Source organism: Streptomyces sp. NPDC090025, from assembly GCF_044748125.1.
GTDB lineage: Bacteria > Actinomycetota > Actinomycetes > Streptomycetales > Streptomycetaceae > Streptomyces.
Genome location: NZ_JBIVFL010000022.1, coordinates 32,245 through 49,260, shown reverse-complemented (window position 1 = coordinate 49,260; position 17,016 = coordinate 32,245). Strand labels below are relative to the sequence as shown.

Annotated in this window: 11 protein-coding genes and 4 tRNA genes; 8 read left to right on the top strand and 7 right to left on the bottom strand. The window is 72.6% G+C overall.

The window, feature by feature from the left end; translation table 11 throughout:
• Nucleotides 1-34 precede the first annotated feature (34 nt).
• Nucleotides 35-4,033, bottom strand: coding sequence for an ATP-dependent RNA helicase HrpA (hrpA, locus tag ACIPXM_RS33730; RefSeq protein ID WP_401663489.1), 3,999 nt, complete (start codon nt 4,031-4,033; stop codon nt 35-37).
• Nucleotides 4,034-4,151: 118 nt separating this feature from the next.
• On the opposite strand from hrpA, the gene ACIPXM_RS33725 reads away from it, so the two are divergent.
• The 3 genes from ACIPXM_RS33725 to ACIPXM_RS33715 all read left to right on the top strand — a co-directional run bounded on the left by ACIPXM_RS33725 (nt 4,152) and on the right by ACIPXM_RS33715 (nt 6,386).
• Entirely contained in the window at nt 4,152-4,577 is a 426-nt protein-coding gene (locus ACIPXM_RS33725) for a hypothetical protein (RefSeq protein WP_401663487.1), read from the top strand.
• Between the two features lie 61 nt (nt 4,578-4,638).
• Nucleotides 4,639-5,505 carry a DsbA family protein gene (locus ACIPXM_RS33720; RefSeq protein WP_401663485.1) on the top strand — a complete coding sequence of 289 codons (867 nt, stop codon included), beginning with the start codon at nt 4,639-4,641 and terminating at the stop codon, nt 5,503-5,505.
• Nucleotides 5,502-6,386 (top strand): cytochrome c biogenesis CcdA family protein, encoded by an 885-nt coding sequence (locus ACIPXM_RS33715; RefSeq protein ID WP_401663483.1) that lies wholly within the window; start codon nt 5,502-5,504, stop codon nt 6,384-6,386. The genes ACIPXM_RS33720 and ACIPXM_RS33715 overlap by 4 nt, the downstream gene beginning before the upstream one ends.
• Before the next feature lie 121 nt (nt 6,387-6,507).
• Here ACIPXM_RS33715 and ACIPXM_RS33710 read toward each other — a convergent pair.
• The 3 genes from ACIPXM_RS33710 to ACIPXM_RS33700 form a co-directional block, all read right to left on the bottom strand.
• Nucleotides 6,508-6,581: transfer RNA gene (locus tag ACIPXM_RS33710), tRNA-Phe, on the bottom strand.
• A 22-nt stretch (nt 6,582-6,603) separates the two neighbouring features.
• Nucleotides 6,604-6,677, bottom strand: a tRNA-Asp gene (locus tag ACIPXM_RS33705).
• A gap of 39 nt (nt 6,678-6,716) precedes the next feature.
• Nucleotides 6,717-6,789: transfer RNA gene (locus ACIPXM_RS33700), tRNA-Glu, on the bottom strand.
• A 105-nt stretch (nt 6,790-6,894) separates the two neighbouring features.
• On the opposite strand from ACIPXM_RS33700, the gene ACIPXM_RS33695 reads away from it, so the two are divergent.
• The 5 genes from ACIPXM_RS33695 (at nt 6,895) to ACIPXM_RS33675 (ending at nt 14,318) form a co-directional block, all read left to right on the top strand.
• A complete protein-coding gene (locus ACIPXM_RS33695; RefSeq protein WP_401663480.1) occupies nt 6,895-7,245 on the top strand; it encodes a metallopeptidase family protein in 351 nt (116 codons plus the stop codon).
• A gap of 241 nt (nt 7,246-7,486) precedes the next feature.
• Nucleotides 7,487-8,038: a hypothetical protein gene (locus ACIPXM_RS33690; protein WP_401663478.1), complete on the top strand. Its 552-nt coding sequence runs from the start codon at nt 7,487-7,489 to the stop codon at nt 8,036-8,038.
• Nucleotides 8,039-8,238: 200 nt separating this feature from the next.
• Nucleotides 8,239-10,515, top strand: coding sequence for a DEAD/DEAH box helicase (locus ACIPXM_RS33685; RefSeq protein ID WP_401663476.1), 2,277 nt, complete (start codon nt 8,239-8,241; stop codon nt 10,513-10,515).
• Nucleotides 10,516-10,758: 243 nt separating this feature from the next.
• On the top strand, nt 10,759-14,067 hold the full coding sequence (locus tag ACIPXM_RS33680) for a FlgD immunoglobulin-like domain containing protein (protein WP_401663473.1): 3,309 nt from the start codon (nt 10,759-10,761) through the stop codon (nt 14,065-14,067).
• 178 nt (nt 14,068-14,245) lie between these two features.
• Nucleotides 14,246-14,318 (top strand) — tRNA-Lys (locus ACIPXM_RS33675).
• Between the two features lie 52 nt (nt 14,319-14,370).
• Here ACIPXM_RS33675 and ACIPXM_RS33670 read toward each other — a convergent pair.
• From ACIPXM_RS33670 to ACIPXM_RS33660, 3 genes are read right to left on the bottom strand one after another with little or no spacing between them, the layout of a single operon-like run.
• Nucleotides 14,371-15,480 (bottom strand): sensor histidine kinase, encoded by a 1,110-nt coding sequence (locus ACIPXM_RS33670; protein WP_401663471.1) that lies wholly within the window; start codon nt 15,478-15,480, stop codon nt 14,371-14,373.
• Nucleotides 15,477-16,196 (bottom strand): response regulator transcription factor, encoded by a 720-nt coding sequence (locus ACIPXM_RS33665; RefSeq protein ID WP_401663469.1) that lies wholly within the window; start codon nt 16,194-16,196, stop codon nt 15,477-15,479. Before ACIPXM_RS33665 ends, ACIPXM_RS33670 begins: the two co-directional genes overlap by 4 nt.
• 9 nt (nt 16,197-16,205) lie before the next feature.
• Nucleotides 16,206-16,955: a VanZ family protein gene (locus tag ACIPXM_RS33660; RefSeq protein WP_401663466.1), complete on the bottom strand. Its 750-nt coding sequence runs from the start codon at nt 16,953-16,955 to the stop codon at nt 16,206-16,208.
• Nucleotides 16,956-17,016 lie beyond the last annotated feature (61 nt).

Genomic DNA, 17,016 nt, shown 5'->3' with positions numbered 1-17,016 from the left:
AACTCACCCTCGGCCGTCCCGGGCGGGGCGCCCGCTACGGCACGGCCGCGTCGATCGCCTTCACGATCCGCTTGTCCGAGACCGGGTACGCGGTGCCCAGGGCGTGCGCGAAATAGCTCACCCGCAGCTCCTCGATCATCCAGCGGATGTCGGTGACCGAGGTCGGCACCGGCCGCCCCTTCGGGAGCTGTTCGAGCAGCCACGCGTACTCGTCGAGCATCTCGTGGACCTTCGCCATCCGGGTGGTGTCCCGCTGCACCCCGGTCGGCATCTGCTGCAGCCGCCGGTCCGCCGCCACCAGGTAGCGCATCAGGTCCGGCAGCCGCTTCAGACCGGTACGGGTCACGAAACCGGCCGGCATCAGCCACGACAGCTGCGCCCGGACGTCCTGGAGGTTCGGCAGCAGCGCCGGGCTGCTCGTCGCCTTCAGCCGCCGCTCGCACGCCTGCCAGGCCGCAAGCACCTGCTGGACCTGGCTCACCGTACGGATGGTCAGCTCCACCAGATCGGCGCGCACCGTGTCGTACAGCTTCCGGAACGACTCCTCGTCCCACACCGGGCCGCCGTGGTCCGCGATCAGCCGGTCGGCCGCCGCGGTCGCGCAGTCCTCGAAGAGCGCCTGGACCGAGCCGTGCGGGTTCGCCGACAGGGCCAGCTTCTGCTGGTTGCTGAGCCGGTCGGAAGCGAACTTCGCCGGGTTCACCGGGATGTTCAGCATGATCAGCTTCCGGGTGCCCCGCCACATCGCCTCGGCCTGCTCGGCCTCCGTGTCGAAGAGCCGGACCGCCACGCTCGCGCCCTCGTCGACGAGCGCCGGGTACGCCTTGACCGGCTGGCCCGCCCGCCGGGTCTCGAAGACCCGGGTGAGCGTCCCGATCGTCCAGTCCGTGAGTCCCGTGCGCTCCAGGGAGGGCCCGGAGCCGTCCGGGCCCGCCGTGGCCGCCGCGGCGGCCTGGGAGAGCGCCTTGCGGGCCTTCGGGCGCAGCGACAGCTTCAGCGCCTCCAGGTCCTTGTCCTCGGCGAGCTTGCGGCGCCGCTCGTCGACGATCCGGAAGGTGACCTTCAGATGCTCGGGGACCTTCGCCCAGTCGAAGTCGTCCGCCGTGAGCGGCACCCCGACCATCCGCTGCAGCTCCCGCGCCAGCGCCGTCGTCAGCGGCTCCTGCACCGGCACCACCGCGTCCAGGAAGCGGCCCGCGAAGTTCGGCGCCGGCACGTAGTGGCGGCGGATCGGCTTCGGCAGCGAGCGGATCAGCTCGGTGACGACCTCTTCGCGCAGACCCGGGATCTGCCACTCGAAGCCCTCGTCCGTCACCTGGTTCAGCACCTGGAGCGGGACGTGGACGGTGACACCGTCGGCGTCCGCGCCCGGCTCGAACTGGTACGTCACCCGGAACTTCAGCTGCCCCTGCCGCCACGAGTCGGGGTAGTCGTCCTTGGTGACGGCCCCCGCCTTCTCGTTGATCAGCATCTCGCGCTCGAAGTCCAGGAACTCCGGCGCCTCGTGCCGCTTGTGCTTCCACCACGAGTCGAAGTGGGCGCCGGACACGACGTGTTCGGGCACCCGCTTGTCGTAGAAGTCGAACAGCGTCTCGTCGTCGACCAGGATGTCCCGGCGGCGCGCCCGGTGCTCCAGCTCCTCGACCTCGGTCAGCAGCTTGCGGTTGTCGGCGAAGAACTTGTGGTGGGTCCGCCAGTCGCCCTCCACGAGGGCGTTGCGGATGAACAGCTCGCGGGAGACCTCGGGGTCGATCCGGCCGTAGTTCACCTTGCGGTCGGCGACGATCGGCACGCCGTACAGCGTCACCTTCTCCACCGCCATCACGGCCGCCTGGTCCTTCTCCCAGTGCGGCTCGCTGTAGGTGCGCTTCACCAGGTGCGCGGCCAGCGGCTCGACCCACTCCGGCTCGATCCGGGCGTTCACCCGCGCCCACAGCCGGGAGGTCTCCACCAGCTCGGCGGACATCACCATCCGCGGCGGCTTCTTGAACAGCGCCGAACCCGGGAAGATCGCGAACTTGGCGTTCCGCGCGCCCAGGTACTCGTTGCGGGAGCCCTCGCGCTTGCCGTCCCGGCCGTCCCGGCCGTCGCGCCCGCCGGTGCCTTCCTTGCCGCTCTCCTTCACGTCCTTCAGACCGATGTGGCTGAGGAGGCCGGAGAGCAGCGAGACGTGCACGGAGTGCTCGGGGGCGTCCTGCTCGTTGAGATGGATGCCCATCTGCTTGGCGACCGTGCGCAGCTGCGCGTAGATGTCCTGCCACTCACGGATCCGCAGGAAGTTCAGGTACTCCTGCTTGCACATCCGGCGGAACGAGCTGGAGCCGCGCTCCTTCTGCTGCTCACGGACGTAGCGCCAGAGGTTGAGGAAGGCGAGGAAGTCGCTCGTCTCGTCCTTGAAGCGGGCGTGCTGCTGGTCGGCCTGGGCCTGCTTCTCGGCCGGCCGCTCGCGCGGGTCCTGGATGGACAGCGCCGCCGCGATCACCATGACCTCGCGGGCGCAGCCGTTCTTGTCGGCCTCCAGGACCATCCGGGCGAGCCGCGGGTCGACGGGCAGCTGCGAGAGCTTCCGGCCGAGCTGCGTCAGCCGCTTCTTCGGGTCCTTCTCGGCCGGGTCGAGCGCGCCGAGCTCCTGGAGCAGCTGCACGCCGTCGCGGATGTTGCGGTGGTCCGGCGGGTCGATGAAGGGGAACTTCTCGATCTCGCCGAGCCCGGCCGCGGTCATCTGGAGGATGACGGAGGCGAGGTTGGTACGGAGGATCTCGGCGTCCGTGAACTCCGGACGGGTCAGGAAGTCGTCCTCCGAGTACAGCCGGATGCAGATGCCGTCCGAGGTACGGCCGCAGCGGCCCTTGCGCTGGTTGGCGCTGGCCTGGCTGATCGCCTCGATGGGCAGCCGCTGCACCTTGGTGCGGTGCGAGTAGCGGGAGATCCGGGCGGTGCCCGGGTCGATCACGTACTTGATGCCGGGGACGGTCAGCGAGGTCTCGGCGACGTTCGTCGCGAGCACCACCCGGCGGCCGGAGTGGGCCTGGAAGACGCGGTGCTGCTCGGCGTGCGAGAGCCGCGCGTACAGCGGCAGGATCTCCGTATTGAAGAGGTTCTTCTTGGTGAGCGCGTCGGCGGTGTCGCGGATCTCCCGCTCGCCGGAGAGGAAGACCAGGACGTCGCCGGGCCCCTCCTTCTGGAGTTCGTCGACGGCGTCGCAGATCGCGGTGATCTGGTCCCGGTCGGCGTCCTCGGAGTCCTCCTCCAGGAGCGGCCGGTAGCGGACCTCGACCGGGTACGTACGGCCGGAGACCTCGACGATCGGCGCGTCGCCGAAGTGGCGCGAGAACCGCTCGGGGTCGATGGTCGCCGAGGTGATCACGACCTTGAGGTCGGGGCGCTTCGGCAGCAGCTGGGCCAGATAGCCGAGCAGGAAGTCGATGTTGAGGGACCGCTCGTGGGCCTCGTCGATGATGATCGTGTCGTACGCGCGCAGCTCGCGGTCCGTCTGGATCTCGGCCAGCAGGATGCCGTCCGTCATCAGCTTCACGAAGGTCGCGTCCGGGTTCACCTGGTCGGTGAAGCGGACCTTCCAGCCGACCGCCTCGCCGAGCGGCGTCCGCAGCTCCTCGGCCACCCGCTCGGCGACCGTGCGGGCCGCGATCCGGCGGGGCTGGGTGTGCCCGATCATGCCCCGGACGCCCCGGCCGAGCTCCAGGCAGATCTTCGGGATCTGGGTGGTCTTCCCGGACCCGGTCTCACCGGCGACGATCACGACCTGGTGGTCGCGTATCGCCTCCAGGATCGTGTCCTTCTTCTGCGAGACCGGCAGCTGGTCCGGGTACGTGACCTCGGGCACGCGGGCGGCCCGCGCGTCGCAGCGCTCCTTGGCCTTCGCGGCCTCGGCGGCGATCTCGTCCAGGACGGCCTCGCGGGCCTCGGGCTTACGGATGCGGCGGGCGCCTTCGAGACGACGGCCGAGCCGGTGCGAGTCCCGCAGCGAGACCTCGGCCAGGACGGACTGGAGGGCGGCGAAGGAAGTAGACATACGGGCTCCAGGATCGCACCTGCGGCCGAGAAGCGGCGAACCGATTTACGGGGTGAGCGCGCCGGGCCTGCGTAGTATTTCGGGCACGTCGTCCCGCACCGTCCCGAAAGGTTTCGGCATGTCCCGCCCCTCCGCCGCACCGGTGGCCCTGCTGGCGCTGGTCGCCCTGGTCCTCGGCGTGCTGGTGTGCGGGACGGTGAGCGGCGGCGGGAGCACGGGTACGGGAGCGGGTGCGGGTGCCGCGGGGTCGTCGCTGAACCCGAGGGCGCAGCTCGGCGCCCTCGGCCATCCGGGTCCGGTCGTCGTCGTCGGCGCCGGGACGCCCGGCTGCGACCAGGGCCATGGCGCCGAGCAGGGCGCCGCGGCCCCCGCCGTACCGCCGCGCACGCACGGTCTCGCGGACCTGCTGTCGTCGCTGGCCGCCGACCGGGCGGGCTGCCCGGGTCTGGGCGGGGACCAGGACCGGCCGGACGCACGGGCGGGCCGGGCGCCGCCCGAGCTCGTACCGCCGTCACCGGTGGAGCTGTCGATCCTGCGGGTCTAGAGGGGCGCGCGCGTTCTCGCCGTCCGTCCCTTTCCGCTGCCCGCTCAGGAGCGTCCTCAGCATGTCCAAGTCCCAGCCGAAGTCCTCGCCGACGTCCCCGTCGAAGGTTCAGCCGAAGCCCCCCGCCAAGAAGAAGCCGTCCGGGAAGAAGCCGTCCGGGTCCCGGTCCAAGCCCGTTCTGATCGTCGCCGGGGTGGCCCTGGTGGCGACCCTGCTCGGCGTCGTCTCGTACACCGCCACCAAGCCGGCCGGCGCCGGCTCGGGGTCCGGAGGCTCCGGTGCCGCCGCCGAGGTCTCCGCAGACCCGCAGGCCGGGGTCTACCCCGAGCTGGAGGCGTACGCCCGCCGCGACGCGGCCGACAAGCTCGCGCTCGGCCGGGCCGACGCGCCCGTGGTTCTCATCGAGTACGCCGACTTCAAGTGCGGCTACTGCGGGAAGTTCGCCCGGGACACCGAGCCCGAGCTGGTGAAGAAGTACGTCGACGACGGCACCCTGCGCATCGAGTGGCGCAACTTCCCGATCTTCGGCGCGGAGTCCGAGGCCGCCGCCCGCGCCTCCTGGGCGGCCGGGCAGCAGGGCCGGTTCTGGGAGTTCCACAAGGCCGCGTACGCCGAGGGCGCCAAGGAGAAGGGCTTCGCCAAGGACCGTCTGACCGCCCTCGCCCGCCAGGCCGGCGTCCCCGACCTCGACCGGTTCGCCCGGGACACCGACGGTACGGCGGCCCACGCGGCGGTCAAGAAGGACCAGGAGCAGGGCTACGGGCTCGGCGCCACCTCCACCCCGTCGTTCCTGGTGAACGGCCGCCCGATCGCGGGTGCCCAGCCGATGGAGACGTTCACGTCGGCGATCGAGGCGGCGGCGAGCACCGCGAAGGACAAGGCGGCGAATGACAAGGCGGCGAAGGAGAAGCCGGGGAGCGACCGGTGAACGCCCACATCGGCTACTTCGCGGCCTTCCTCGGCGGTCTCCTCGCCCTCCTCAGCCCGTGCAGCGCCCTGCTGCTGCCGGCCTTCTTCGCGTACTCGATCGACAACCGCGCCAAGCTGGTGGCCCGTACCGGCATCTTCTACGCGGGCCTGGCCACCACCCTGGTCCCGCTCGGCGCGGCCGGGTCCTTCGCCGGGCGGCTCTTCTACGGCCACCGGGACCTGCTCGTCGCGATCGGCGGCTGGACGATCGTGGTCCTCGGCGTGCTCCAGCTCCTCGGCCTCGGCTTCGCCTCCCGCCGGATCGCCGAGGTCAGCGGCCGGATCCGGCCCACCAGCGCGCTCTCCGTCTACGCCCTCGGCCTGGTCTACGGCCTGGCCGGGTTCTGCGCGGGCCCGATCCTCGGCAGCGTCCTGACGGTGGCCGCGCTGAGCGGCTCCCCGGTCTACGGCGGACTGCTGCTCGCGGTGTACGCGCTCGGGATGGCGGTCCCGCTGTTCGTCCTGGCGCTGCTCTGGGAGCGGTTCGACCTGGGGCGGCGGCGCTGGCTGCGGGGCCGCCCGATCCGGCTCGGCCGCTTCGAGCTGCACTCGACCTCGCTGCTCTCGGGCCTCTTCTTCATCGTGCTCGGCACGATGTTCCTGGTCTTCGACGGCACCACGGCGCTGCCGGGGCTGCTCTCGGTCGACGACTCCTTCGCCGTGGAGGAGCGGGTCTCCGCGCTCGGCGAGACCGTCCCGGACTGGGCGCTGCTCGTCGCGGTCGTCGCGGTGGTGGCGGTGGCCCTGGCGTGGCGGGGCTGGCGCGGCCGGGCGGCGGCGGAGACGGAGGCCGACGCCGAGGCTGAGCCCGAGGCCGAGGCCGAGGCCGAGCGGGTCTGAGACCCGTGCGGTCGTCCCGGGGGCCTTCGGGTCCCCGGGGCCGTACCGCGCGGGATCGGGGCCGGGGCCCGGATCGGGGAACGACGAAGGCCCCGTTCTCGCGAACGGGGCCTTCGGGTTGTGGCTGGGGCCGGGGTCGAACCGGCGACCTATCGCTTTTCAGGCGATCGCTCGTACCAACTGAGCTACCCAGCCACGAAACCGTTTCCGGTTTCAGCGATCCTGACGGGACTTGAACCCGCGACCTCCACCTTGACAGGGTGGCGAGCTAACCAACTGCTCCACAGGACCATACGGTGTGCGAGAACAAGTCTCGCACAGGGTAAAGCGTGCCCCCAACGGGATTCGAACCCGTGCTACCGCCTTGAAAGGGCGGCGTCCTGGGCCACTAGACGATGAGGGCTAACGGCCCCACCTGGGCGCTTCGCAGCGCGTCGGGGACGTGAGAAGCATATGGGATGGCGGGCGGTATCGCCAAAACGGTTTCCGACGGGGGGAGAATGGGCCTGTGCTGGAGATGACGCGCGAGGAGTTCGAGGAGCTCGTCGCCGAAGCCCTGGACCGCATCCCGCCGGAGCTGACCCGGCTGATGGACAACGTCGCCGTGTTCGTCGAGGACGAACCGGCGCCCGACGATCCCGAGCTGCTCGGGCTCTACGAGGGGACGCCGCTGACGGACCGGGGCGAGTGGTACGCCGGGGTGCTGCCGGACCGCATCACCGTCTACCGGGGCCCCACGCTGCGGATGTGCGAGTCGCGCGAGGACGTGGTCGCGGAGACCGAGATCACCGTGGTGCACGAGATCGCCCACCACTTCGGCATCGACGACGAACGGCTGCACGCGCTCGGCTACGGCTGACGGGCCGTCGGCCCCGCGCCGCCGCCCCCGTTGCGGGCGGTCGGGGCCGGTCCGCCGGGAAGGGCCGGTGCGGGCGTGTCCCTTGTGGTGCCAAGGGAGTTGGGGAGGGTGACGCGTTCGATCCGCGGCCGTTCCCTGCCTGTCCCGTCCTGGAGGTGCCTCCGTGCGCCATTTGCCCACCCCTGTGAGATGGGCCGCCACCGCACTGGCGGTCGCCGCCTGCGCGGGTCTGAGCGGCTGTATGAGTGTGAGCGACGACGGGGCGAAGCCGGCGCCCAGCTCCTCCGCGGGCAAGCGCGGCGCGGCGGGCGGGACGGCGGCCGACGGCGGGCAGGGCGGCGGACAGGGCACCGGAGGATTCGACCGTACGGGCCGCAGCGGGCCCGACCCGGACGGTGCGGGCCCGTCCGCGCCGGTCACCGGCGGGTCGCCGACCGCGTCCGCGAAGCCGTCCGGCGCGGCCGGGACGGCGGGCCCCGGCGGCCCGAAGCCGCAGCCCTCGCCCGGTGGCGGTCCGGGCGGCGGTGCCGGTGACGCCGGCGGTACGGGTGGTGACGGTGGTGCGGGCGGTGACACCGGGACGCCCGGCGGTCAGCCGTCGCCCACGGTCGACCCGACGCCCCCGGCGACGGAGGAGCCCGTACCGACGACCGAGCCGACGCCGGAACCCACGGTGTCCGAGACCCCGACGACGACGCCGGGAGCGGACACCCACATGGGCGCGATGCGGGCCGCGGACGGGCCGGGCAGGGCCGCCGAGCCGGACGCATCACCGCAGGCCGGACCGGTGTGACGCGGTCCGGTTTGCGTTCGGTGGGGGAGAGTGCGTATGGTGGTAGATCGTTTGATCCCATTTGCCCGGCGCCAAGACCGAAGAGCGCCGTGACTGGCGCGTACTCTCCCTTGCCGTGGCTGACCGCATTGAGGCGGTCTTCAGGCGAAACACGGAGTTGACGGGCGCGTGCCGAGACTCCGGAAGGTTTCGCATTTCGCATGTCCATTTTCAGTTCTGATCACTCTGTCCTGCCCGCGAACGACGAGAACGTCGAGCTCGCCGAGGCTGTCGACACCCTCGACACCGACATCGACACCGACGCCGTCGAGGCGCTTGAGGCCGACATCGACGCCGACGCCGACACCCTCGACGACGAGGCCGACGCCGAGTCCGACGACGAGGGCGACGCGGACGCCGACGCCGACGAGACCCCCGAGCTCACCTTCGGTGACCTGGGGCTGCCCGAGGGCATCGTCCGCAAGCTCGCGCAGAACGGCGTGACCACGCCCTTCCCGATCCAGGCCGCGACCATCCCGGACGCCCTGGCCGGCAAGGACATCCTCGGCCGTGGCCGTACCGGCTCCGGCAAGACCCTCTCCTTCGGCCTGCCGCTGCTCGCCACCCTGGCCGGCGGCGACACCGAGCGGAAGAAGCCCCGCGGCATCATCCTCACCCCGACCCGTGAGCTCGCGATGCAGGTCGCGGACGCCCTCCAGCCGTACGGCGACGTGCTCGGCCTGCGCATGAAGGTCGTCTGCGGCGGTACGTCCATGGGCAACCAGATCTACGCCCTGGAGCGCGGTGTCGACATCCTCGTCGCCACCCCGGGCCGACTGCGCGACATCATCAACCGCGGCGCCTGCTCCCTGGAGCAGGTCCAGATCGCCGTCCTCGACGAGGCCGACCAGATGGCCGACCTGGGCTTCCTGCCCGAGGTCACCGAGCTGCTCGACCAGGTCCCGACCGGTGGCCAGCGGCTGCTCTTCTCCGCCACGCTGGAGAACGAGATCGACTCCCTGGTGAAGCGCTACCTGGTCGACCCGATCACCCACGAGGTCGACCCGTCCGCCGGTGCCGTCACCACCATGACCCACCACGTCCTGGTCGTGAAGCCCAAGGACAAGGCGCCGGTCACCGCGGCGATCGCCGCCCGCAAGGGCCGCACCATCATCTTCGTCCGCACCCAGCTGGGCGCCGACCGCGTCGCCGAGCAGCTGCGCGAGTCGGGCGTGAAGGCCGACGCGCTGCACGGCGGCATGACCCAGGGCGCGCGTACCCGCACCCTGGCCGACTTCAAGGACGGTTACGTCAACGTCCTGGTCGCCACCGACGTCGCCGCCCGCGGCATCCACGTCGACGGCATCGACCTGGTCCTCAACGTGGACCCGGCCGGTGACCACAAGGACTACCTGCACCGCTCGGGCCGTACCGCCCGCGCCGGCCGCTCCGGTGTCGTGGTCTCGCTGGCGCTGCCGCACCAGCGCCGCCAGATCTTCCGTCTGATGGAGGACGCGGGCGTCGACGCCTCGCGCCACATCGTCGGCGGCGCCGGCGCGTTCGACCCGGAGGTCGCCGAGATCACCGGCGCCCGTTCGCTGACCGAGGTCCAGGCCGACTCCGCGAACAACTCGGCCAAGCAGGCCGAGCGCGAGGTCGCCGACCTGACCAAGCAGCTGGAGCGCCTGCAGCGCCGCGCCGTCGAGCTCCGGGAGGAGGCCGACCGCCTGGTGGCCCGCGCCGCCCGCGAGCGCGGTGAGGACCCGGAGGCCGCGGTCGCCGAGGTGACCGAGGCCGCCGAGGCCGAGCTGGCCGCCGCCGCTGTCGTGGCCGAGGCCGAGCGGGTCCGCGAGGAGCGCCAGGAGCGCCGCGACTTCGACCGTCGCGACGACCGCGGTGGCGACCGTGGTGACCGTGGCGGCTTCCGTCGCGACAACGACCGTCCGTCGTTCAACCGCGACCGTCGTGACAACGACCGTCCGTCGGGTGGTTTCCGTCGTGACAACGACCGTGGTTTCGAGCGCCGTGACGACCGCGGTGGCGACCGTGGCGGCTTCCGTCGCGACGACCGCCCGTCCGGCGGTGGCTTCCGTCGTGACAACGACCGTCCGTCGGGTGGTTTCCGCCGTGACAACGACCGTGGTTTCGAGCGTCGTGACGACCGCGGCGGTGACCGTGGTGGCGACCGTGGCGGCTTCCGCCGCGACAACGACCGTCCGTCCGGTGGTTTCCGTCGTGACAACGACCGTGGTTTCGAGCGCCGTGACGACCGTGGCGGCGACCGTGGCGGCTTCCGCCGCGACGACCGTCCGTCCGGCGGCCACCGTGGCAGCGACCGCCCGTTCAACCGCGACCGGCGCGACGACCGCCCCGCCGGCGGCGCCTTCCGCCGCGACGACCACCGCCCGTCCTCGGGTGGCGGCTTCCGTCGCGACGACCGCCCGTCCGGTGGTGGCTTCCGCCGCGACGACAAGCCGCGCTGGAAGCGCAACGGCTGAGGCTAGTTGACCGACGATCAGGGCCCTGGGCAGCACTTCGGTGCGGCCCGGGGCCCTGACGTCTACCCGAACAAATGTCTCTTGATCTGGTCAGGACTTGGTTACGATCTCCCCAAGAGGGGAGCGCGGGGGGACCCCGACGGCGTGTCGTCACCGCCGTCGACCGTGACTGCCGCCCCTTCTACCTGACCACCTGGAGGGGCACCCTTGAACCGTCGTGCACGCGTACGCAGTGCTGTCGCCGTGACCACCACCCTCGGCATCGCCGCCTCGCTCTGCGCCACCGGCGCCGTCGCGGCCGTCGCCGCACCCGCCGCACCCGCCGCGGCCTCGGCCGACGAAGCGGTGATCCCGGACCCCGGCCGCAGCACACCGCGCGCCGACCGCCTCGTGCAGGCCGGGTCCACCGGCTACGTCCACCGTGAGGAGGGCGCGTCCGGCCCGCAGTGGACGGACCTCGCCACCGGTGACAGCCGCCCGGTCACCACGCCGGAGCCGCTCACCGGGCACTCCGGCGCCGCCGCCGTCGCGACGAAGACCGACGCGGGCACCCGGATCACGCTGACCGACCTCGACACCGCCGCGGAGCGGTCGGTGACCCTTCCGCAGGACCGGGTCTGGCAGCGCGCGTACACCAAGGACACCCTGCTCACCGCCCGGTACACGGGCGAGGTGCCGGAATACTTCCTGCTCACGGTCGCCGCCGACGGCACCACGGCCGAGCGCCCGGTGACGGTGCCGGAGGGCCTCGCCGGGGTGACCCGGGTGCTCAAGCAGGACGCGCGGGGCGCGGTGCTCGCCGTCGGTACCGCGAGCACCGGTCTCCTGCCGTACTTCCTGGACTACGCGAGCGGCACGCTCACGCCGCTGCCCGAGCGGTTCGCCACCTCCTCGGGTCTTTTCCTCGGCAAGGACCACATCCTGCTGGCGGACCCGACCGGCGCGAAGCAGTACACCCTCGCCCGCGCCGACGTCACGAAGGAGCCGGTCGTCACCGAGGTGGCGCACTCGGTGACACCGCGGCGGTGGGCGGTCGTCGGCGACTGGCTGGTGGTGCGCGAGCCCGCCGAGCCGTACGCGGCGGGCGGGACCCTGGAGGCCGTGCAGATCGGCGGCGGCGCCTCGAAGCACCTGCTGCCGTACGCGGCGAGCGACCTGATCGCCGCCCCCGACGGCAGCCTGCTCGTGGTCGGTGGCACCGGCGCCAAGGACTGGGCGCTGCACCGGATCTCGCCCGCGGCGGACGGCACGGTCGGACCGACCCGGGTCCGCGCGCTGGCGCCCGCGCCTTCGACGTACAGCGGTCTGGTGCTCGGCGGCGGCCGGGTCGGCTACGTCAGCGACACGATCGGCCAGGGACTGGTCGGCCAGTACGCGCACGACGTCACCGGCCCGACGGCGGGCCCGGCCGTGCTGCGCGCCCGGCACCCCGCCGGCTATGCGCCCGACCAGCTGCGCGCGCTCGGTGACGGCGACACCGTGGCGGCCACCTCGTACGGTCTGGAGAGCCCCATCGCCCCGGGCAGCTCCCGCACCGCGTACCTGGGCGAGAAGCCGTCCGTGGTCGACGCGGCCGGTCGCTATGTGCTGACGTCGGACGGCGGCTCGCTCAAGGTCGTCGACCTGGACAGCCACAACGGCTCGCCCGTGGTGCTCACCAGGCCCGCGGCGGCCGGTGCGCTGTGGTCCGGCAGGCTGTGGCGGGCCACCGGGGCGCCGGGCAAGGTGGAGGGGTACGACCTGGCGGCCAAGAAGGCGCTGCCCGCGGTCGAGCTCAACTCCGGCTGTGCCCCCGCCGAACTGCAGGCGGTGGGCCGCTGGCTGTACTGGAACTGCGGCCCGGGCGCCAAGGCGGGCGTGTTCGACCTGACGGCGCGGACCACGGTGCCGGTGCCGTCCGGCGAGGCGCTGCTCGGCGACGGTTTCGTGGTCCGGCAGGAGGGCGAGAAGCTGCGGCTGACGGACCTGACGGCGGGCGGGAAGACCGCGGACCTCGCGGATGTCCCGGCGGCGGCCGGCTCCGATTCGGGGCGGCACCGGACGTGGACGGTGGACCGGTTCGGCGGCGGGGTCGCGTACGTCGACGCCCGGCACGACATCCGGGTCAAGCGGGTCCCGGTGGCCGCCCAGCCGCTGGCCCTGACCGACTCGACCGTCGACCTCCTGTCCGGCGGCAACGTCCGGGCGACCTGGCGGACCTCGCGCGCGGTCGGCCCGTGGACCGTCCAGCTCACCGACGCGGCGGGCCGGACCGTCCGCACCTTCCGCGGTGACGCGGGCAAGGGCGCGTCGGTGGCGGTGGCCTGGGACGGGCGCGACGACCGGGGCCGGGGCCTGGAGGACGGCTCGTACCGCTTCGTGATGACCGCGAGCCCGGCGGACGGCGCCGGTGCCCCGGTGCGTGCCACCGGCTCCCTGCCGCTCTCCGGCAGCGCGCTGACCAGCGCGCCCGGCACCTTCAAACCGCTCACCCCGGCCCGTCTGATGGACACCCGCACCGGTCAGGGCGGCGTGCCGAAGGCCAAGGTCGGCGCGGGGCGGACGGTGTCCCTGAAGGTGACGGGGCAGGGCGGGGTCCCGGCGACCGGGGTGACCGCGGTGGTGATGAACGTGACCGCCGTGAAGCCGACGGCGGCCGGTTTCGTCTCCGTGTACCCCTCGGGCACGGGGCGCACGGCGGCCTCGAACCTGAACTTCACGGCGGGGCTCACGGTGCCGAACCTGGTCGTCGTGCCCGTGGTCGACGGCAAGGTCACCTTCTACAACAACAGCGGCGCGGTCGATCTGCTCGCGGACGTCGCCGGGTACTACACGGAGGGCACCGACGGGGCGCGGTTCCGCCCGGTCACCCCGACCCGGCTGATGGACACCCGTAACGGCAAGGGCGTCGCCAAGGCGAAGGTGGGTCCCGGCGGCACGGTCACGCTGCCGGTCACGGAGCCGGGCGCCAGGGCGGTGGTCCTCAACGTGACGGCGACCAACGCGACGGCCGACAGCTTCGTCTCGGTGTACCCGGCGGGCACGGCGCGGCCCGCCGCGTCGAACCTCAACTTCACCCGGGGCCGTACCGTGCCCAACCTGGTGGTCGTGCCGGTGAAGGACGGCAAGGTCACCTTCTACAACCGCGCGGGCACGGTCGATCTGATCGCCGACGCGGCCGGCTACTACGTCGACGGCCCGGCCGTCGGCGGCACCCGTTTCACCGCGAGCCAGCCGCAGCGGGTCCTGGACACCCGTTACGGCGTCGGCGCGACGGCGGGGAAGGTCGGCGCGGGCCGGACGATCGCCCTCCAGGTCACCGGTGAGCGGATCCCGGCGGACATCAAGGCGGTCGTCCTCAACGTGACGGCCACCGCCCCGACGGCCCCGAGCTTCGTCTCGGTCCACCCGGACGGCGTCACCCGCACCATCTCCACCAACCTCAACTTCACCACCGGCGAGACCGTTCCGAACCTGGTCGTCGTCCCGGTGGTCAACGGCAAGGTCGCCTTCTACAACCACGCGGGCTCGGTCCACCTCGTCGCGGACCTCGCGGGCTACTACACCGACTGACCGTCAGCCCCCGCCGGGCCCTCGCCCACCCGGCTCCGCCCCCGCCGGATCCGGGCCCCGCCCGGTCCGTCCCGCTCACCCGCTGGATCGGCCCGGCGCACCTCGCGGTGCGCCGGGCCTGATACCCGATCGGTTTCGAAGGGCTCTCCGGCTATGCTGCACGGGAGTGCGCGTGCACGGGCCGTTAGCTCAATTGGCAGAGCAGTGGACTTTTAATCCATTGGTTGTGGGTTCGAGTCCCACACGGCCTACTCACCAGAACGCCCCGACCGGTTCCGACCGGTCGGGGCGTTCTGCCGTTCGTCAGGGCAGCTGTGGCAGCCCGGACAGCCGCGGCAGGCGGACCGTCGCCACCAGGCCGCCCGTCGGGCGGGCGGTCATGGTGAGGGTGCCGGTGTGGGCCTGGGTGAGGGAGGCGGCGATCGCCAGGCCGAGGCCGACGCCCGCGTGGTCGGGGGTGGTGCGGGTGCGTTCGGAGGCGCGTTGGAAGGGTTCGGTGAGGGTCGGGAGGAGGGCGGCCGGGACCTGGGGGCCGGTGTTCTCGACGCGGAGGACGGCGGTGTCGCCCCGCTCCTCGGTGTGCACGGTGACCGTGCCGCCCTGTCCGGCCGGGAGGTTGTGGACGACGGCGTTCTGGACGAGGTTCGTGGCCAGCCGCAGGAGGAGTTCGGCGGAGCCGGTGGTACGGGCCGGGGTGCCGGTGACGTCGAGGGTGAGGCCGCGTTCCTCGGCGAGCGGCAGCAGGTCCTCGGCGGCCTCCTCGGCGACCAGGGACAGATCGACGGGGCCCCGGGCGAAGCCGCCCCGCTCGCTGCGGCTGAGCAGCAGCAGGGCCTCCGTCAGGCCGATCGCCCGGGAGTTGACCACCTGGAGCCGGGCGAGCAGCGCGTCGCGGTCCTGGGTGGGGTCCTTGCGGGCCACGTCCAGCAGCGTCTGGGAGATGGCAAGCGGTGTCCGCAGCTCGTGCGAGGCGTTCGCGGCGAACCGCCGCTGTTCGGCGACGTGCGCCTCCAGCCGCCCGAGCATCGTGTCGAACGCGTCCGCCAGCTCCCGGAACTCGTCCTGGCGGCCCGCCAGCCCGATCCGGTGCGACAGCGAGCCCGTCGCCGCCGTCCGCGCCGCCGCCGTGATCCGGTCGAGCGGCGCCAGCATCCGCCCGGCCAGCCACCAGCCGCCGACCAGGCCGAACAGCAGCAGGAACCCCATCGCGAGCGCGGCCGCAGGCGCGAAGGTGCGCACCAGGAGGTAGCGGTTGGGGGAGATGCCGAGCAGGCCCTTGTCCTTGTCGGGGACGTACCGCAGCAGGAACCACCAGACGACCGCCAGCAGCAGCGCGCCCGCGACGGCGAGGAAACCGGCGTAGCTGAGGGTGAGTTTCATCCGGGCGCTCAGGCCCGGGCGCCGCTTCGTCATCGCTCGCCCTCTCCGGCCCGGCCGTCCGCAGCGGACCCGCGTGCGGGGCCGGGTCCCGTCGTGTCGATGCGGTAGCCCACGCCCGGCACGGTCGCGATCACCCACGGCTCGCCCAGCCGCTTGCGCAGCGCGGACACCGTGATCCGTACCGCGTTCGTGAACGGGTCCGCGTTCTCGTCCCACGCCCTGGCCAGCAGTTCCTCCGCGCCGACCACCCCGCCCCCGGCCGCCACCAGCACTTCCAGGACCGCGAACTGTTTCCGGGTCAGGGCCACCTGGCGGCCGTCCCTGAAGACCTCCCGCCGGAACGGGTCGAGCCGGAGCCCGGCGATCTCGTGCACGGGCGGGCGCGCGTACGCCCGCCTGCGGTCGAGCGCCCGCAGCCGGAGCACCAGCTCCCGCAGCTCGAACGGCTTGGTCAGGTAGTCGTCGGCGCCCAGCGCGAAACCGGACGCCTTGTCGTCGATCCGGTCGGCCGCCGTCAGCATCAGGATCGGGATGCCGCTGCCGGAGGCGACGATCCGGCGCGCCACCTCGTCGCCGGAGGGCCCGGGGATGTCCCGGTCGAGGACCGCCAGGTCGTACGCGTGGACGCTCAGCAGTTCCAGGGCGGTGTCGCCGTCCCCCGCGATGTCCGCGGCGATCGCCTCAAGGCGCAGACCGTCCCGGACGGCCTCCGCCAGATACGGCTCGTCCTCCACGATCAGTACGCGCATGACGGCAGCCTAAACACCGGTCCGCCCGCCCGCCGGGCTCGTCCCCGTACCGCTGTACGTACCGCTCCCCGTACGCCACCAGCGGCGCGAGGCGAGTCCGGCGAGCACCGCGCCGGCGGCGTTCACCAGGACGTCGTCCACCGAGGACACCCGGTCGAGCCGGAACACCGACTGGGCCACCTCCACCAGGACCGAGCAGCCCGCCCCGAGCGCCAGGATCCGCGGCACCGACGCGAGCGCCGCCCACCGCACCGGCGCGAAGAACCCGAGCGTCGCGAAGATCAGCAGGTTCCCCGCGATGCCGAGCGGCCCCATCGCGACCAGATCGCGCAGCGGCACGAGACTCACCCGCAGCGGTGCCGTGCCCACGGGACCGCCCGGCATCAGGGTCAGCCACACCAGCGGCACCGTGCCGTGCACCATCCCCACCTCGGCCAGCGACCGCCGCCACGCCCCCGGATCGGCGACCCCGCGCGAACGGGCGCGGGCCCGCCGCCACCGGGTCAGCGCCCAGACCGCCAGTACGGCGAGGGGCAGCGTCAGCAGGGTCATCAGGGCGACGCCGTTGAAGGTGTCGTAACACCCGTGCCACCGCCCGGCGAAGCACCTCGGCGCGGACATGCTGAGCGGCCGCCGCAGGACGTACAGCACGGCGGCGAGGGCGAGGCCCGCCAGGGCGAGGGGGACGAGGCGGCGGGCCCGTACGCGTGCCCTCGCCGGTGACAGGGCGACTTCGTGGGTCGCGGCTTCGTGGGTCATGCCTGGCATGAAAGCCGGTGCGGTGTTGCGCGGGCGTATGCGTTTTTCGACACCGACACCG